The 15851-nt window shown below is 40.1% G+C and carries 13 protein-coding genes and 1 pseudogene; 6 read left to right on the forward strand and 8 right to left on the reverse strand.

Annotation, left to right across the window (positions count from 1 at the left end; all coding sequences use genetic code 11):
* Nucleotides 1-198: 198 nt before the first annotated feature.
* The 4 genes and pseudogenes from AC5JMK_RS04595 to AC5JMK_RS04610 all read right to left on the reverse strand — a co-directional run.
* Nucleotides 199-2766: a tetratricopeptide repeat protein gene (locus AC5JMK_RS04595; RefSeq protein WP_096677073.1), complete on the reverse strand. Its 2568-nt coding sequence runs from the start codon at nt 2764-2766 to the stop codon at nt 199-201.
* Nucleotides 2767-3447: 681 nt separating this feature from the next.
* Entirely contained in the window at nt 3448-5322 is a 1875-nt protein-coding gene (locus AC5JMK_RS04600) for an ABC transporter ATP-binding protein (protein ID WP_495909492.1), read from the reverse strand.
* Between the two features lie 139 nt (nt 5323-5461).
* A complete protein-coding gene (locus AC5JMK_RS04605; RefSeq protein WP_495909493.1) occupies nt 5462-6007 on the reverse strand; it encodes a single-stranded DNA-binding protein in 546 nt (181 codons plus the stop codon).
* Nucleotides 6008-6657: 650 nt separating this feature from the next.
* Nucleotides 6658-6813: pseudogene (locus AC5JMK_RS04610) on the reverse strand (FAD-dependent monooxygenase); the annotation flags it as partial.
* Nucleotides 6814-7002: 189 nt separating this feature from the next.
* Between AC5JMK_RS04610 and AC5JMK_RS04615 the strand changes: the two are divergent.
* On the forward strand, nt 7003-8292 hold the full coding sequence (locus AC5JMK_RS04615; protein WP_096679129.1) for an ABC transporter ATP-binding protein: 1290 nt from the start codon (nt 7003-7005) through the stop codon (nt 8290-8292).
* A 64-nt stretch (nt 8293-8356) separates the two neighbouring features.
* Here the strand turns inward: AC5JMK_RS04615 and AC5JMK_RS04620 are convergent, their stop codons facing one another.
* Genes AC5JMK_RS04620 through cysS form a run of 3 tightly spaced genes read right to left on the reverse strand, consistent with a single transcriptional unit; the run spans nt 8357 to nt 10286 of the window.
* The gene (locus AC5JMK_RS04620; RefSeq protein ID WP_096677070.1) at nt 8357-8617 is read right to left on the reverse strand and encodes a type II toxin-antitoxin system RelE family toxin; all 261 of its coding nucleotides are present in this window, start codon (nt 8615-8617) and stop codon (nt 8357-8359) included.
* Complete coding sequence (locus AC5JMK_RS04625) at nt 8614-8814, reverse strand: hypothetical protein (RefSeq protein ID WP_096677069.1); 201 nt, start codon at nt 8812-8814, stop codon at nt 8614-8616. Before AC5JMK_RS04625 ends, AC5JMK_RS04620 begins: the two co-directional genes overlap by 4 nt.
* A gap of 29 nt (nt 8815-8843) precedes the next feature.
* Nucleotides 8844-10286: a cysteine--tRNA ligase gene (cysS, locus tag AC5JMK_RS04630; protein WP_096679127.1), complete on the reverse strand. Its 1443-nt coding sequence runs from the start codon at nt 10284-10286 to the stop codon at nt 8844-8846.
* Nucleotides 10287-10420: 134 nt separating this feature from the next.
* Between cysS and AC5JMK_RS04635 the strand changes: the two genes are divergently transcribed.
* Entirely contained in the window at nt 10421-11557 is a 1137-nt protein-coding gene (locus AC5JMK_RS04635; protein ID WP_096677068.1) for a CobW family GTP-binding protein, read from the forward strand.
* A gap of 92 nt (nt 11558-11649) precedes the next feature.
* On the opposite strand, the gene AC5JMK_RS04640 is transcribed toward AC5JMK_RS04635, so the two are convergent.
* Complete coding sequence (locus tag AC5JMK_RS04640) at nt 11650-12444, reverse strand: Rpn family recombination-promoting nuclease/putative transposase (protein ID WP_096679125.1); 795 nt, start codon at nt 12442-12444, stop codon at nt 11650-11652.
* Nucleotides 12445-12519: 75 nt separating this feature from the next.
* Between AC5JMK_RS04640 and dtd the strand changes: the two genes are divergently transcribed.
* The 4 genes from dtd (at nt 12520) to AC5JMK_RS04660 (ending at nt 15679) form a co-directional block, all read left to right on the forward strand.
* Nucleotides 12520-12963, forward strand: a complete 444-nt coding sequence (gene dtd, locus AC5JMK_RS04645; RefSeq protein WP_096677067.1) for a D-aminoacyl-tRNA deacylase — start codon at nt 12520-12522, stop codon at nt 12961-12963.
* A 113-nt stretch (nt 12964-13076) separates the two neighbouring features.
* The gene (gene psb28, locus AC5JMK_RS04650) at nt 13077-13412 is read left to right on the forward strand and encodes a photosystem II reaction center protein Psb28 (protein ID WP_096677066.1); all 336 of its coding nucleotides are present in this window, start codon (nt 13077-13079) and stop codon (nt 13410-13412) included.
* A gap of 78 nt (nt 13413-13490) precedes the next feature.
* Nucleotides 13491-13991: a MogA/MoaB family molybdenum cofactor biosynthesis protein gene (locus AC5JMK_RS04655; RefSeq protein ID WP_096677065.1), complete on the forward strand. Its 501-nt coding sequence runs from the start codon at nt 13491-13493 to the stop codon at nt 13989-13991.
* Between the two features lie 176 nt (nt 13992-14167).
* Nucleotides 14168-15679, forward strand: coding sequence for a DEAD/DEAH box helicase (locus tag AC5JMK_RS04660; protein WP_096677064.1), 1512 nt, complete (start codon nt 14168-14170; stop codon nt 15677-15679).
* The last annotated feature ends 172 nt before the right edge of the window (nt 15680-15851 follow it).

Consider the following 15851-nt stretch of genomic DNA (forward strand, 5'->3'; position numbering starts at 1 on the left):
TCAAGTTTGTGAGTTGTAAATCAAGTTTCACTAGGATGCGTTCCAATACTCCTTCGAGAAGACAAATCTATTGACATTTAAAACCTATAGAGACGTTGCACTGCAACGTCTCTACATGGCAAAATTATGCTGAAAAATCCTTAACTGAACGGTATTTATTGTCCGATCCCCTTTCCCTAATCCCCAATCCCCGATCCCCTATTCCTCCACAATCAATGTTTTAAACCGCTCATCTGTGAGAAATTTTTGAAAGCTGGAGTTAGTTTTTACTGTCTTGCGACATTCAGGATTGAGACTAATGGCTCGTTGTAAGCTTTCAAGAGACAATTCAAGATTTTCTTGCAAAGCATAACAGCAAGCTTTGTTGTAGTGAGCTTCAAAGGAATCAGGAACTAGTGCAATTGCTTTGTTAAGGCTAATTAACGCATCTTGATAAGAACCTAATTTATTGAGCGCATTACCTCGACTATACCAGGTTTGGTAATTGTGAGGTTGGATAGCTAGTGCTTTGTCGTAGCAAACTACTGCTTCTTTGTAGTCTCCCAAATTTAAGAGAACCACACCCCGGTTATACCAGGCTTCGTAATAATCAAGCTTGATAGCTAGTGCTTTCTCGTAGGAAGCTAATGCTTCTTGATATTTGCCTAAAGAGTATAGTCCATTTCCTCGGTTGTACCAGGCTTTGTAATGGTTGGGTGTGATCGCCACTGCTTTGTCAGAGGATGTCACTACTTCCTCATATAAGCCTAGAGAATATAGCGCGACACTGCGGTTGTACCAAGCTTGATCATAGTCTGGCTGAATCAGCAGCACTTTGTCGTAAGCAGCAATTGCGTCTTCGTAGTGTCCCAAAAAATACAATGCATTACCCTTGTTGTACCAAGCTTGGTAATGTTCGGGTTTGATTGCTACTACTTTTTCACAGGATGTGACTACTTCCTCGTATAATCCTAATAGGTATAGGACTACACTTCCGTTGTACCAGGCTTGGTAATAGTCGCTTTTGAGCGCCAGCGCTTGGTCGTAGGAAGCTAATGCCTCATCGTAGTTTTTTAATAAATACAATGCATTGCCCCTGTGATACCAAGCTTGGTAATGATCGCTTTTGAGTGCCAGCACTTTATCGTAGGAAGCAATTGCTTCTTGGTGGCGTCCCAAGTTTTCTAATGCTTGACATCGGCTGTAATCAGCTTGGTAATAATCTGGTTTGATCGCTAGTGCTTTGTCATAGGAGGTTACTGCTTCTTGATCACGTCCCAAAAAATACAGTGCAACGCCTCGGTTATACCAAGCTTGATCAAGATCAGATTTGATGGCAAGTGCTTGATCATAGGAATCGACTGCTTCCTCATAGCATCCCGATAAGTGTAATGCTAGGCTCCGGTTATACCAAGCTTGATAAGAGTCACTTTGTAGAACCAAGGCTTTGTCATAGGATGCAACTGCTTCTTCATAATTTCCCAAGAAGTATAGAGCAATACCTCGATAAAACCAAATCTCAGAGATTTCACACTGATATTTGAGAAGTTGCTCGAAGCAAGTTAAAGCTTCTTGGGGGTGATTTAAGTTTAGTAGTTGGCAGGCAAAATTAAAGAGTTTCCCCAGCATTTGCTGTGGGTATTTATTTGTTAGCCGCAAAACTAACTCAGATAAGGGGCTAACATATTCATCGACTTCTATTTGCCTACCTTTGGCTGCTATTTGGCGATCGCGAGGATTAAGGATAAATTCACTTTCAATCAAATCATTGAGAACTCGGCGAATCAGCCAACGATGCTGTAACTGTTGCTGGGAGTGTTCCCCCATCATTAATAAAACAGTTGGCTCTAGGATAAATCGCTCAACTGACAGATGCAATTGTTGTAGCAAATCTATGGCATCGTAAACATATTTGCTAGCTGGGTGTTTTTTGATTGCATCGGCGTAGCATGTTTCCCAAGTATCTTGACAATCATCAATGTAATTGCCAGAGGTTAAAGATAGATCTTGGTTTCTCAACCGACGGAGATTGGCGATCGCATTGATGAAAGTAGAGTCATTTTTTTGGGCGATCGCTAGATATTCTTCTTCGTTACTTTTAATGTTAATTTGCGGGACAGTATTACTTAGTAACTGAACAATTGCTGCATTTTCAGGTTTTGCTAGTTCATAAACCTGAAAACGTTGCCATTGCTGTTTTTCCCATGCAGTCCCTGAATTTACTAACTCTGTTTCATCGCGAGCAGTAGCAATTACCCGTATTTTATCCTGACCGCAAAACCGTTCATAAACTTCTAGAACTCGCCACAATTGTTGTTGCAACGGTATAGTCAAAGGAGCTAATTCGGATTGTTCTAGTCCGGGGGGTAATTTGGGGAGAGTGTAATGTATTCTCTGATTGAGATCGTCAAGTAAAAACAGCAACTTGCGATTAGCACCGATTTTTTGCAATTGTTCTTGATTTGGCTCATTGATCCATCCGTCAGATTTGAGCCAGAGAACTGTCCAACCTTCTCGGTTATAAAGTTGTGCTAATTCAACAGCTTCTCGTGTTTTCCCGATTCCTGCTTGTCCGACAATCAAAAGCCGACGAAATTCTTCTAATTTATTTTCTAATTCTCGCCGCACATTTCGATCAGATCGCCTGATCTGATAAGGAACGGAGAAATCTGCTAAGGGATCATTGGTATCTGCACCAAAAACCACAGATAATACATTTCCATTGGGTTTGATAACCTCAAAGGGAAAAATAAATGGAGGTATTTGCCTAATCCGCCTCTGTTGCATGTAACACCACACAAGTCTAACAACGGCAGTAATTTAGGGTATGAGCATCGTCGAGAGGAAGAATACTAAATAATTCACCAAAAATTTTGTTGCACTTGGGTAAAAGATAAAGGAGAATTTTGATTTTTTCTCTGTCATCTCACCCTAAATCTCCACTTTTTTGAGGAATGGAGGGTAGATTTCCCCGGTCAATATCTATCAATTTTGGCTTGGTGAAATAATAGTTAATCCTTCATGAAACTTGATAAAATCCTGAGTTGCTCACCCGAACGCTTGAAAATCTCAGCCCAAAAATATTTAATTGGCGTATTTAAATTCTCTGTTTGAAACCTGAACAAAGAGATTATCCCAAATTTGCAACTTGGCAATTTCAGTCGAGTTACACAAATTCAACCCATTGGCACGAGTTTATATAACAATACCAGGTAGAGTCTGCCTGTATAACTGCGATTTACCATCGCCAGGGATTTTTTGCACATATTGAGATGCTTCCTGAGCAAGTTCCTCAAATATTATCCCATAAATAAATAAATAAGAATATTTATAAGTATGTCGGCACAAATAAACTTAACTAGTGCTTCTCCACATTAATCTTGAGGGATTATAGATCCTCGACTTCTTTTGCAAAGTCGGGGATCTATAACTCCTCAGAAGTAATAAGACAGAGTACTAGTTTGGATTTTAAAGTTGTTGGACTCGTTGGCGACTACCAGTAGGAATCGAAGCAATCAAGTTTTGCGTATATTCTTGTTTGGGTTCGCGGTAAATTTTTTCTGCGATACCTTGTTCGACAATTTCACCGCTATTCATGACTAAAATGCGATCGCTCATAAATTTCACCACACTCAAATCGTGGGAAATGAAAATGTAAGTTAACCCAAATTCACTTTGCAATTCTTTGAGCAAATTCAGCACCTGCGCTTGTACTGATACATCCAACGCTGAAACCGATTCATCGCAAATGATAAACTTAGGATTCAAAGCCAAAGAACGAGCAATACAAATCCTTTGGCGTTGACCACCAGAAAATTGATGAGGATAGCGCTTCATTGCATCTGCACTCAAACCGACTCGTTCCAATAAATAAGCAGCGCGTTTTTGTCTTTCTTGCTTTTTATTACCAATCGAGTGAATCTGCAATGGTTCCATGATCGCGTTCCCTACCTTCATCCGAGGATCAAGAGAACTAAACGGGTTTTGAAAAACTATTTGCATTTCCCGTCGTAGTTTTTGCAACACTTCTCCTTTGAGAGTTGTGATATTGCGTCCTTCAAAGAGAATGTGACCACTCATCGGTTCAATTAAGCGTAACAAAGTTCTGCCCAAGGTAGTTTTGCCACAACCAGATTCTCCCACTAATCCCAGAGTTTCGCCTTTTTTGACATCAAAGGAAACTCCATTTACGGCCATGTGGTAACGTTTTGTACCACCAAACATACCTTTGATGGGAAAACCAACTTTGAGATCCTTGACTTGGAGTAGAAGTTGTTCGCTTTCTAAATTTGCTAATCTTTGCGCTATTTCTTCAGGTGTCATGTCTGGTGGTTCGGTGGGTTCTTTCCCCTGAATCACCAATTCTCCCGTCGTTGGTACTTCCTCGACGTTCATGTAGTCGGAAACAGTCAATAATTTGTGGGGACGACGGTTAAGTGTCGGGCGACAAGCCACCAAACCTTTAGTATAGGGATGTTGAGGATTAGCAAAAATTGTGGCCGCGTCGTCGAATTCGACAATTTTACCTCTGTACATCACTGCGACTGTATCAGCAACTTCGGCAATTAACCCTAAATCGTGGCTGATAAAAATTAAAGCCATGTCGCGACTGGCTTGTAATTCTCGCAACAAATCAATAATAGTTGCTTGCACCGTTACATCTAAAGCGGTGGTTGGTTCATCAGCAATTAATAGCAACGGGTTGCAGGAAATAGCCATTGCAATCATTATCCGTTGCAACTGACCCCCTGAAAGTTGATGAGGATAACGTTCGAGGATGGCTTCTTTGTGTTGCTGGACTAACTTGAGTAGTTTTTGTTCGTCTAAGCTGGATGAACCAAAAGATGAATTTTGCCAAGAGTCTATATACTGCTGTCGGATCTTTTCGTCGCTTGGGAGCAATTTTACTTCTTGCAGACCTGCGATCGCTTGTTGTTTTGCTTCTGCTGCGGAAATATTCTGATGTCGTAAAATTGCTTCTATCAGTTGAAACCCGATGTTATACACAGGATTAAGCGAACTCATCGGTTCTTGAAAAATCATGGCGATATCGCCACCCCGATGCAGTTGTATCTCTTTCGGAGATAAATCTATCAAATTAATGGGTTGACTATTTTCATTAGCACGAAACCAAATTTCTCCGCCTGCGATTCTTCCCGGAGACTGCAATAAACCCATCACTGCTAAAGCTGTGACTGATTTACCACTCCCCGACTCTCCTACTATCCCTAGAGTTTCACCTCGATGCAATTGAAAAGAAATTCCATCTACAGCTTTGACGACTTTGCGATCGCCAACAAATTCAACCTGTAAGTTGCGAACATCTAGGACTGTTTCTTTCATAGTGAGTCGGGGTTAAACGGGAATTGAAAATAAACAGGATCTTAACAGTTATCAGTTATCAGTTATCAGTGAGGAAAAAGGTATAAGTCCCAGAGTTGATGTATGGATGTTAACTAGCAATTGATAACTGATAACTGATTTAAAACGGTATATCGTCAACATCTGGTTCTGGATTTGGGACTGTGGGAGGATAGGAAGTACGTTCCGGTTTTGAGGTTTGAGGAACAGGTTGGGAGTAATCATCTTGGGAAGCGACACCAGCATTACTGGTTGCTGGAGTTGCTGTTGGAAGTGGTCGTTCGTAACTAGAAACTGCTTTTTGAGGAGTGGGAACTGGTGCTGAGAGTGGTGCTGCGGTTACAGGAGACTCACCCATGTTTAAATTTGCAACTAAAGGATATATTTTTTGTACTGTTAATTCAGCACGTTTTTCTTTAAAACCTTCTGGACGGTCAATGGTATGCATACCTAAACGTCCTTCTAGAAGGATGCGATCGCCAATGTGGTAATTTTGCTGAATGTCTTTAGCCATATTGCCCCAGCCTACCACTTTTAAATTTGCTGCTGGTTCACCTTCTCGCAACCCAGAAAATTGCACCAGCATTTCTGTTATTTCCAATCCATCTGGTGTAAAACGCAGTTCTGGTTCTTTAACAATTTCTGCCATCAAAATACAGCTGTTCATCAAACTTCTCCTTATAAAATAGATGTTGGGGAATCGGGGAAAGGGGATTGGGGAAAGAATATTAAATTCTGTTTGTGTTTTTTAGCATAGGAATGTCTGAATTAAAAATATTGTTAATCATAATTAATCACTAATAACTAATTACTAATAAATCTAAGTAAGCCGACAGGAATAAAATCCAGGTTGCGTGAATTTATCTGTCGCAATCATTTTTGAAATTGGTATTACCAATAACCAATGACAACCCTGACTTAATCTTGGCTTTTAAACTGTTTTAACATAAAAGCCAAGGAAGCACTGCAAACAGGATTCATGTTTGTAGTAAGCACTTTAGTGCTTGAATATTTTTGAATATTTGAGGACTAAAGTCCTGACTACAAACGAATATACCTGTCTCAATTTATGTAATCATCCACTAGGATGAGTATTTGATTCTACAATATTTTAGTACTAACGTACCACATGCGTCTTTAAGTTTTGACATGAGTAGGGAAAAGACCGTAGGCTACTAACCTCGCTGGTAGCTCTGGTAACATTACACTGATTAAAGCAGAAAGCCCACAAAGGACAGTTGCGTAGCAACGATTCCTGTCCTTTAGGTGTGGGATGCAAAGAGTGCGACCTTTAGGTGCAGTCAAGCTTTTCTAGCGAACGCCAATACCTTGACGCGCTAACAGTAAGGCAAGAACAGCACCTGCTGGGCCGCCGCCAACAATGCAACAATTTGTTGTTTGTACGTCTAAAATGTCATGGGTAGGAGTCGGCGTCTCTTGAGGAGAAGAATTTGAGGTAAGATGAGAAGCCATAACAAAATTCCCCAATGTGCTTTCTTCCAAGGTAGTGTGGCTATGATCGTAAAAGCTATTTTTTTAACTTTTCGTAGCCACAACAAACGTGTATCATGAGCGCTTAAGCCTAAGTGTACTTTGTCATTTGTTGAAAGTTATTAACGAATGACAAATGACCATTGACCATTGACCATTTTTGAAAAACTCGTGACGCAAGTAATTTTAGAAAACGTTTATAAAAGTTTTCCTCCTCGTCGAGGAGAAAATGTTACTTCTCAATCCCAACTGGTACTGAACTCTGGGGAGAAAAAGGAAGCAACTGTCTCCAAAGCTGGAGATAATGTGAATGTTTTGCGACGAATTAACCTCACTGTGGCAGATGGTGAATTTATGGTGCTGGTGGGGCCTTCTGGTTGTGGTAAAAGCACCTTGCTGCGGTTAATTGCTGGTTTGGAAGCAATGACTGGAGGCAATATTTGGGTAGGCGATCGCTTAGTTAACGATCTTCCCCCCAAAGAACGAGATATTGCCATGGTGTTTCAAAATTACGCCCTCTATCCCCATATGTCGGTGTATGACAATATTGCTTTTGGATTAAGACGGCGACAATTGGCGAATGGGGAAAATTCCAAATTTGGTGAAAATCTACTTGTAGGTGTGACAAGAAATTTACCGAAGGGACTACGTTATATTTCTCATAGAGAACGGGCAGTAAATCAACAGGTAAAATACGTTGCCCAGTTATTACAAATTGAAGGACTGTTAAATCGTTTACCCAAACAATTATCTGGGGGACAAAGACAACGGGTAGCGTTAGGAAGGGCGATCGCACGCAATCCACAAGTTTTTCTCATGGATGAACCACTTTCTAACCTAGATGCTAAACTGCGCGCCGAAACCCGCGCCCAAATTGTCAAATTGCAACGCCAGCTAGGGACAACAACAATTTACGTTACCCATGATCAAACAGAAGCGATGACAATGGGCGATCGCATTACAATTCTCAATCAAGGTCAAATTCAACAAGTTGCCCAACCGTTAGAACTGTATAATCGTCCGGCGAATCTATTTGTAGCTGAATTCATTGGTTCACCCCCAATGAATTTTATTCCAGTCCAATTTCATGCGCCTTTACTAATTACTAACGGTGATTTTCGCCTCACCCTATCCGAATTTTGGGGTAATGCTTTAAAAAAATACGACGGACGCACTCTAATTTTAGGTATCCGTCCAGAACATTTTATTTTGAGTGTCCCGGCTACCAAAAATCTACCCGTACAAGTCGAATTAGTAGAAAACCTTGGCAACGATAGTTATTTATCTACAAAACTTATCGGTTCTAGTTTCCAACAACCTGTGACTACCTCTGGCAATTCTTTGCAAGTGCGAGTCCCACCAGAAAGGATAGTACACGTCGGCGAACAACTATGGTTATCCCTAACAGCAGAAAAACTCCACTTTTTTGATCCAGAAACAGAATTGGCAATATTTCCTTGAATCATGAAACATTTTTGATATCGTCACAGGCATAAATCATGCCTAAATTTATCTCATTAATTGGCTATTTCTTGTAAACATCTTTACGATGCCCAATTTTAACAATTTTGACTATTAGTAAATCATCTTTGACCTCGTACAAAATACGATATTTGCCTACACGAACACGGTAAGTATCTTCACTGTCTTCTAACTTTACAACTCCATCAGGACGTGGATTTTCTGCTAACTCTTGAATCTTCTCCTCAATTCGTAGTTTGATATCTTCAGGGATCTTTTTTAATTGTTTAGCTGCCCTACTTGTAATTTCGACTTGATAAATCACGCGGTTTCTCGTTTGTATTGTTCCCAAGAAATAGTAGTATCATTTTTTGCCGCATGAATATCTCGAAGATCCTCTTCATCTTCGCTTTTACGAATTTTTAATAACTCTAAAACATCTTCTAAAGTATCTTCATAAGCCTGTTCCAATTCCTCGTAAATTGCTTTGAGTAGCGCTTGTCTAGTTTTTGTAGTTTCCATTTGTCACCTCATAAATTTTTTTACATTAATTATCCTCTATGCCAGCGCGTACCCTCACGGCTATCGATTAAAGTAATACCTTGGGCTTGTAATTCGTCGCGGATGCGATCGGCTTCGGCAAAATTTTTCGCTTTTCTGGCTTGTTGCCGTTTTTGAATTAACTCCTCGATTTCTGCTTCAGTAATACCTGATCCTTGGGTTGTTTCTTCTGTAACTTTGGCTTCTAAACCTAAAACCCCAGCTAAGGTAACAAGAGTCTGCCATTGTTTCGCTAATTCTTGCGGTGGTGTTTCGGTTTTACCTTCATGCACCAATAGATTTCCTTCCCGCCGTAATTCTTTGGCGAGTTCAAATAGTACTGCTAGGCTTCCAGAGAAATTAAAGTCATCATCTCCTGATTCTTCAAATCGTTTGATGATTTCTTTCTCTAAGTGATTTACGTTATCGTCCAAGCCAATTTTTTGACCGTGTTCGTAGCCAAAGAGTAAACCTTCTTTGAGGGTTTTCCAACTACTTTCAGCAGTGGCGATCGCTTCATCGGTAAAATCTAGTGGTCTGCGATAGTGGGCTTGCAAAACAAAGTAGCGCACCGCCATTGGATCAACTGGACGATCTAATAATTCTCGAATGGTAGTAAAGTTGCCCAGAGACTTGGACATTTTTTTACCATCTACCATTACCATGCCGTTATGCATCCAGTAGTGTGCTAGAGGTTTATTAATAGCGCCTTCTGATTGGGCTATTTCATTTTCATGGTGAGGGAAAATTAAATCACCACCGCCGCCGTGAATATCGATTGTTTCACCCAGTTGCGATCTAATCATCGCTGAACATTCAATGTGCCATCCCGGACGACCTTTACCCCAAGGTGAGTCCCAAGTCGGTTCTCCAGGTCTAGCGGCTTTCCATAAAGCAAAATCAAAGGGGTGTTGTTTTTTACTTTCCTGGTCTTCTGTATCTACTCTGCCACTAGCACCAGCTTGCATCTGTTCTAGTTCTCGGCCTGATAGCTTGCCGTAAGTAGGAAAACGCTCAATTTTGTAGTAAACGTCACCACCAGCCGCATAAGCGTAATCTTTTGCTACTAAAGCTTGAATCATGGTATGGATTTCGGGAATATGTTCCGTTGCACGAGGATATTCATCCGCATCCATGACGTTTAAACGACGGATATCTTCAAAATAAGCATCTATAAAACGATGTGACACCGCTTCCATCGTTGTACCTTGTTCTCTGGCACGGTTGAGAATCTTATCGTCAATATCGGTAAAATTCTGGATGTAACGCACTTGATAACCGCGCCATTGCAGATAACGACGTATAGTATCCCAAACTATGTAGGAACGAGCATGACCCAAATGGCAATAGTCATACACAGTCACGCCACAGCAATACATCTTAACTTTTCCAGGCTCAATTGTTTCCAAAGGTTCTTGGCGACGAGTGAGTGTATTGTAAACAGTTAGGGTCATAACACAGTAATACTTAATTGAGATACGCAATAATAGGTTAAAGCAATTGGGACGTTGATCCAGCATCCCTATGCTAGTGTTTTATGGACTCTCTACGCTACATTCTCTAGTTTGACTCATTTGATGACAGTGTTATGCAAGCAGCTACTTCTGAATCCCATGCAATGGAAGCCTCAAAACAAGGATTACCAGTAACAATTATTACTGGTTTTCTTGGTAGTGGCAAAACAACTTTACTAAATCATATCCTGAGCAATCAGCAGGGTTTAAAAACTGCTGTTTTAGTGAATGAATTCGGCGAAATTGGCATCGACAACGAGTTAATTATCTCTACCGACGATGATAATAATATGGTGGAGTTAAGTAATGGTTGTATATGTTGCACCATTAATAATGATTTGGTTGATGCCGTTTACAAAGTTTTAGAACGTCAAGAAAACATAGATTATCTAGTTGTAGAAACAACTGGACTTGCAGATCCGCTACCAGTTGCTTTAACATTTCTTGGCACAGAATTACGAGATTTAACTCGTCTGGATTCGATTATCACTGTTGTAGATGCGGCAAATTATAGCCTAGATTTATTTAATTCTCAGGCAGCTTATAGTCAAATTGCCTATGGTGATGTGATTCTGTTGAATAAGACAGATTTGGTTTCTCAAACAGAATTAGAAACACTAGAAACTAAAATTCGTGAGGTTAAAGAAGGTGCGAGAATTATTCGTACTAACAAAGCACAAGTACCATTACCTTTAATTCTGAGTGTTGGTCTGTTTGAGACAGACAAGTATTTTGATACCATCGAAGCTCATACTCACGAACATCATGATCATGATCATGATCATTCCGAATGCGGTCATGACCACCACGACCATGATCATGACCATTCAGAATGTGGTCACGACCATCATGACCATGATCATGATCACCATCATCATTCCAATCATTTGGAAAACGATGGCTTCACCTCACTATCTTTTGAGAGTGAAAAACCGTTTGCAATCAGGAAGTTTCAGTATTTCTTAGATAACCAACTTCCTGAGAACATTTTTCGTGCTAAAGGGATTATGTGGTTTGAGGAAAGTCCCAAACGACATATTTTTCATCTTTGTGGTAAACGCTTTACTCTAGATGACGACGAGTGGAAAGGTGAAAAGAAAAATCAGTTGGTACTAATTGGCCAAAATCTAGATCATGAAAAGTTGCGAGAACAATTAGAATACTGTTTATGTATTCCTTCTACAACTCGCGGTAAAGGGTTTGGGAAGTAGTCATTGGTCATTGGCCATTGGTCATTGGTCATTAGTCCAATGACTAATGACCAATGACCAATGGAGTAAGGGAACTTTTAATTAGTTTTTCTTTATTCTTGTGATTCTTCAGACTCTGAAATCTCTAACTGTTGCAACTGTTCTACTGATAAACCTGTCAACTTTGTTACCATATCTGTTGACATCCCCTCTTTGAGGAGGTTGACAGCAACGCGCTGAATTCCTTCTTGAATCCCTTCAGCTCGACCTTCAGCGCGACCTTCGTCAATTAAAGCCTGATAAGTTACTGACTCTTGCATAAGTTCTTTTCGCAGCAACTGTTGAATTGTGTCTTTATTTAATACTAACCCAGCCAGGATGAATGTTGATGCTGCAATATTACTTTGTGTACGTTGATCCTTAATAGTAGAAATTACTTGAGCAACTTGTCTAAGTGTTTCAGTACGGTCATTTGTCTGACTCAAGACTGCAAAAGGTAATAAACCTGTAAATTTCAGGAACACACTGGTTGGTTGTTCCCATAAGCGAATGATATCAAACTCGTGATGAGTTTTTTCTAAGGTAAATGTATTTTGTTGTACTAGGTCAGAAGTAGTTTTTTGAAGATAAATTACGACTTGATTCATGCGTTTCTTGGGAAAACGCCGATACACACGCAGTCGATAATCTGTCATCCGAAAGGGAATTTCGGTTTTGGGTTGAGTTTGAAATTCCAAATGAAGTACAACTTGATCAGATTGGAGTAATATTAGTGCGTCGGCACGAATCGGTTCAAGAGACAGTTCTGAGGGACTTAACTCGGTGAGGGTTACTCGTTCTCCTAGTAGCCAACTGGCAAAATCACTTGAGAAAGTTTCAGCAAGGAATTTACACAGGTTATCGAACATGAATAAATCTAAAGTGAAAGTAAAAAATAAAGAATACAGTACTAAGAACATTTAAGACTTCAGTTTTAGAAATAAATGCGCGTTGTCATCCAACGAGTTAAATCATCTCAAGTCACAGTTAATGGTGAAATTGTCGGCAAAATTGGACAAGGACTAAATTTGCTTGTCGGTATTGCTGAGACTGATACTGATGCCGAAGTTGACTGGATGGTACGTAAATGTTTGGAATTACGACTGTTTCCTGGCCAAGAAGGCGGCGACAGATGGCAAAAATCTGTACAAGAGATTGGTGGTGAGTTACTGGTAGTCAGTCAGTTTACACTTTATGGGGATTGTCGCAAAGGGCGACGACCTTCTTTTGACCGTTCCGCGACTCCTAAAACTGCTGAACATTTATATAACTGTTTTGTTGGTAAGTTACGCGAGAGTGGTTTAAGGGTCGAAACTGGCAAATTTGGGGCAATGATGCGAGTTGCTATTGAAAATGATGGCCCTGTAACCTTAATACTAGAGAAATAAAATACATAAGTATTTACACATAGACAATCAATCTCATTATTCTCTAGACTGATTGGTACTAAAAGATGAGAAAATATTAATTTAAACATCACAAAAGTTTAAATTCACTCATCATGGCAAAAATTCAATTTTCTAAAGGTATTGACGAAGACGTGATTCCAGAAGTTCGTTTGACGCGATCGCGGACTGGTGATAGTGGTACTGCAACGTTTATTTTTCAAAATCCAAAAGCATTAGATAGTAATAACACCGAAGAAATCACTGGCATGTATATGATTGACGAAGAAGGGGAAATTGTCACCCGTGAAGTCAAAGGTAAATTTATCAACGGTAAACCAGAAGCTTTGGAAGCTCTTTACCTGATGAAATCTAAAGAAGAATGGGAGCGCTTTATGCGGTTTATGCAAAGATATGCAGAAGAAAATGACTTGGGATTTAATCAATCTTAAGCAATCATTGGTCATTAGTCATTAGTTATAGATCAAAGGACAAATGACAAATGACCAATGACAAAGGACAAATGACCAATGACTAATATCCCTCATTCAGATTCTCAAGTGTTGACGGTAACTTGCGCTGTAGTTACCGTTAGCGATACGCGTTCCGAATCAACCGATAAAAGTGGTCAGCTAATTCAACAATTACTTCGCGATGCTCATCATACAGTCGGAGCTTATACGATTATTAAAGATGAACCAGCCCAAATTCAAACAGAGTTAGAACGGCTGGGGAAGAATTCTGATTTAGATGCTGTAATTTTTAATGGTGGCACAGGTATTGCACCAAGAGACACTACCTATGATGCCATAGAAAAGCTATTAGAAAAAACTTTGCCTGGATTTGGCGAGTTGTTCCGCTTTTTAAGTTATCAAGAAATTGGTTCGCGAGCGATCGCATCTCGTGCTGTTGCTGGTGTTTATCAAAGTAAGTTAATCTTTTCTGTTCCTGGTTCTAGCAATGCAGTACGATTAGCGATGGAAAAATTGATTTTACCAGAACTTAGCCATTTGGTGAGTTTGTTACGGTGACTAGGGATTAGGGATTGGGGATTGGAATTTTATGTCCTGATTGTAGGTTTTTCCCGTGAGTTTGCTGGAACAAAAACTTATGATGTTTGGCGATTGTGAGTTTCATCACGCACGTTTTTAGTTATTTTTGTTAAGGGAGTAAGTGAATAAATTTTGTTAGTAGAACGAATAATTAAATGGCTCGTACCCCAAAATTAACTTTTGATCGTGGCACACTAATTTTACATCCACCACCGCGTGGCAAAGCTTGGACTGATTACGCTGTATGGGATGATAGAGTTGAAAAGTTCCGCATTCCGGCGATGAGATATCGTTCTTTAGTGGAAGCATTACAAGCTGAAGATACCTATTTTGTTGATGAGGCGAAGAGTTTTAATTCTCTTGAATTACTTTCGAGTTTAGAAATGGAACCCTATCCCCATCAAAGCGAGGCGTTAACAGCTTGGAAGTTGGCGGGAAGACAAGGGGTAGTAGTATTACCTACCGCAGCCGGAAAAACTTATTTGGCACAAATGGCGATGGAAGCGACGCCACGCAGTACGCTGATTGTAGTGCCGACGTTGGATTTAATGCATCAATGGTATGCACACTTGATGTCAGCGTTTCCGGATGCGGAAGTGGGGTTATTGGGGGGTGGTTCGCGGGATAAAACAGCAATACTAGTTGCAACTTACGATAGCGCCGCCATTCATGCTGAAAGCTTGGGAAATCAGTATGGGTTGTTGATTTTTGATGAGTGTCATCATTTACCAACTGATTTTAATCGGGTAATTGCAGAATATGCGATCGCACCTTATCGTTTAGGACTATCGGCGACACCAGAACGTAGCGATGGTAAACATAGCGATTTAAATATCCTAATTGGCCCAGAAGTATATCGCAAAAGGGCTGAGGATTTGGCAGGAAAGGCCTTAGCAGAACACGAAATTGTCCAAATTAAAGTCAAGCTATCGCAGCACGAACGCCACAAATACAACGAGTTGATTCAAACCCGAAATGAGTTTTTGCAGCAAGCAAAAATTTCTTTGGGGAGTATTCAGGGTTGGCAAAAGTTTGTCCAAATGAGTGCGCGATCGCAAGCAGGGCGTAGAGCGATGTTAGCACATAGGCAAGCCAAAGAGATTGCTGTCGGTACAGATGGGAAGTTAAGAATTTTAGCGAATTTACTAGTCAAGCATTATCCAGAAAGAACTTTAATTTTTACTGCTGATAATGCTACCGTTTACCGAATTTCTCAAGAGTTTTTAATTCCAGCAATTACTCATCAAACGCCTGTAAAAGAACGTCACGAGGTTTTAACAAAGTTCCGCGAAGGGGAGTATAAAACTTTGGTGGCTTCCCATGTATTGAATGAGGGTGTAGATGTACCCGCAGCGAGAATAGCGATTATTTTATCTGGTACTGGTTCTGCTAGGGAATATACTCAGAGGTTGGGAAGAGTATTAAGGAAGGGAAAGGATAATAATAAGCAGGCAATTTTGTATGAGGTGGTGGCAGAAGATACATCTGAGGAAGGGACTTCGGCGAGGAGAAGAGGCGTGAGAAATGAATCACAAAGGACACAAAGAAAGGAAAAAGGAAATTTACAAGTTGTTTATGGTACTGGCGAGGAAAAAAGTTATCGTGCTGCTGAACAGTTAGAGATTAATTATTCAGTTGATAATAATAAGTCTAAAAAAGAAGATTAGTCTGATGTCAATTCCCTGCAAAATTGCACTGTCATTTAACTTGATATAGGACTCCTATTTTATTGTTGTTAGCGTAGTCTGCGCTCTTGGTTTAAAAAACTCAGTACAACCTTATTTCTTAAGCTGTTCAGCATTTAAATTGGGTATAATAAAAAGCCGAATTCAGTAAAAA

Source organism: Pelatocladus sp. (genome assembly GCF_059505505.1).

Bases quoted from the DNA above. Each gene is read 5' to 3' on its own strand.
- AC5JMK_RS04660 (WP_096677064.1), top strand. From the start codon at position 14,168: ATGGCTCGTACCCCAAAATTAACTTTTGATCGTGGCACACTAATTTTA.
- cysS (WP_096679127.1), bottom strand. From the start codon at position 10,286: ATGACCCTAACTGTTTACAATACACTCACTCGTCGCCAAGAACCTTTG.
- psb28 (WP_096677066.1), top strand. From the start codon at position 13,077: ATGGCAAAAATTCAATTTTCTAAAGGTATTGACGAAGACGTGATTCCA.
- AC5JMK_RS04635 (WP_096677068.1), top strand. From the start codon at position 10,421: ATGCAAGCAGCTACTTCTGAATCCCATGCAATGGAAGCCTCAAAACAA.
- AC5JMK_RS04605 (WP_495909493.1), bottom strand. From the start codon at position 6,007: ATGAACAGCTGTATTTTGATGGCAGAAATTGTTAAAGAACCAGAACTG.
- AC5JMK_RS04595 (WP_096677073.1), bottom strand. From the start codon at position 2,766: ATGCAACAGAGGCGGATTAGGCAAATACCTCCATTTATTTTTCCCTTT.
- AC5JMK_RS04625 (WP_096677069.1), bottom strand. From the start codon at position 8,814: ATGGAAACTACAAAAACTAGACAAGCGCTACTCAAAGCAATTTACGAG.
- dtd (WP_096677067.1), top strand. From the start codon at position 12,520: ATGCGCGTTGTCATCCAACGAGTTAAATCATCTCAAGTCACAGTTAAT.
- AC5JMK_RS04655 (WP_096677065.1), top strand. From the start codon at position 13,491: ATGACTAATATCCCTCATTCAGATTCTCAAGTGTTGACGGTAACTTGC.
- AC5JMK_RS04640 (WP_096679125.1), bottom strand. From the start codon at position 12,444: ATGTTCGATAACCTGTGTAAATTCCTTGCTGAAACTTTCTCAAGTGAT.
- AC5JMK_RS04600 (WP_495909492.1), bottom strand. From the start codon at position 5,322: ATGAAAGAAACAGTCCTAGATGTTCGCAACTTACAGGTTGAATTTGTT.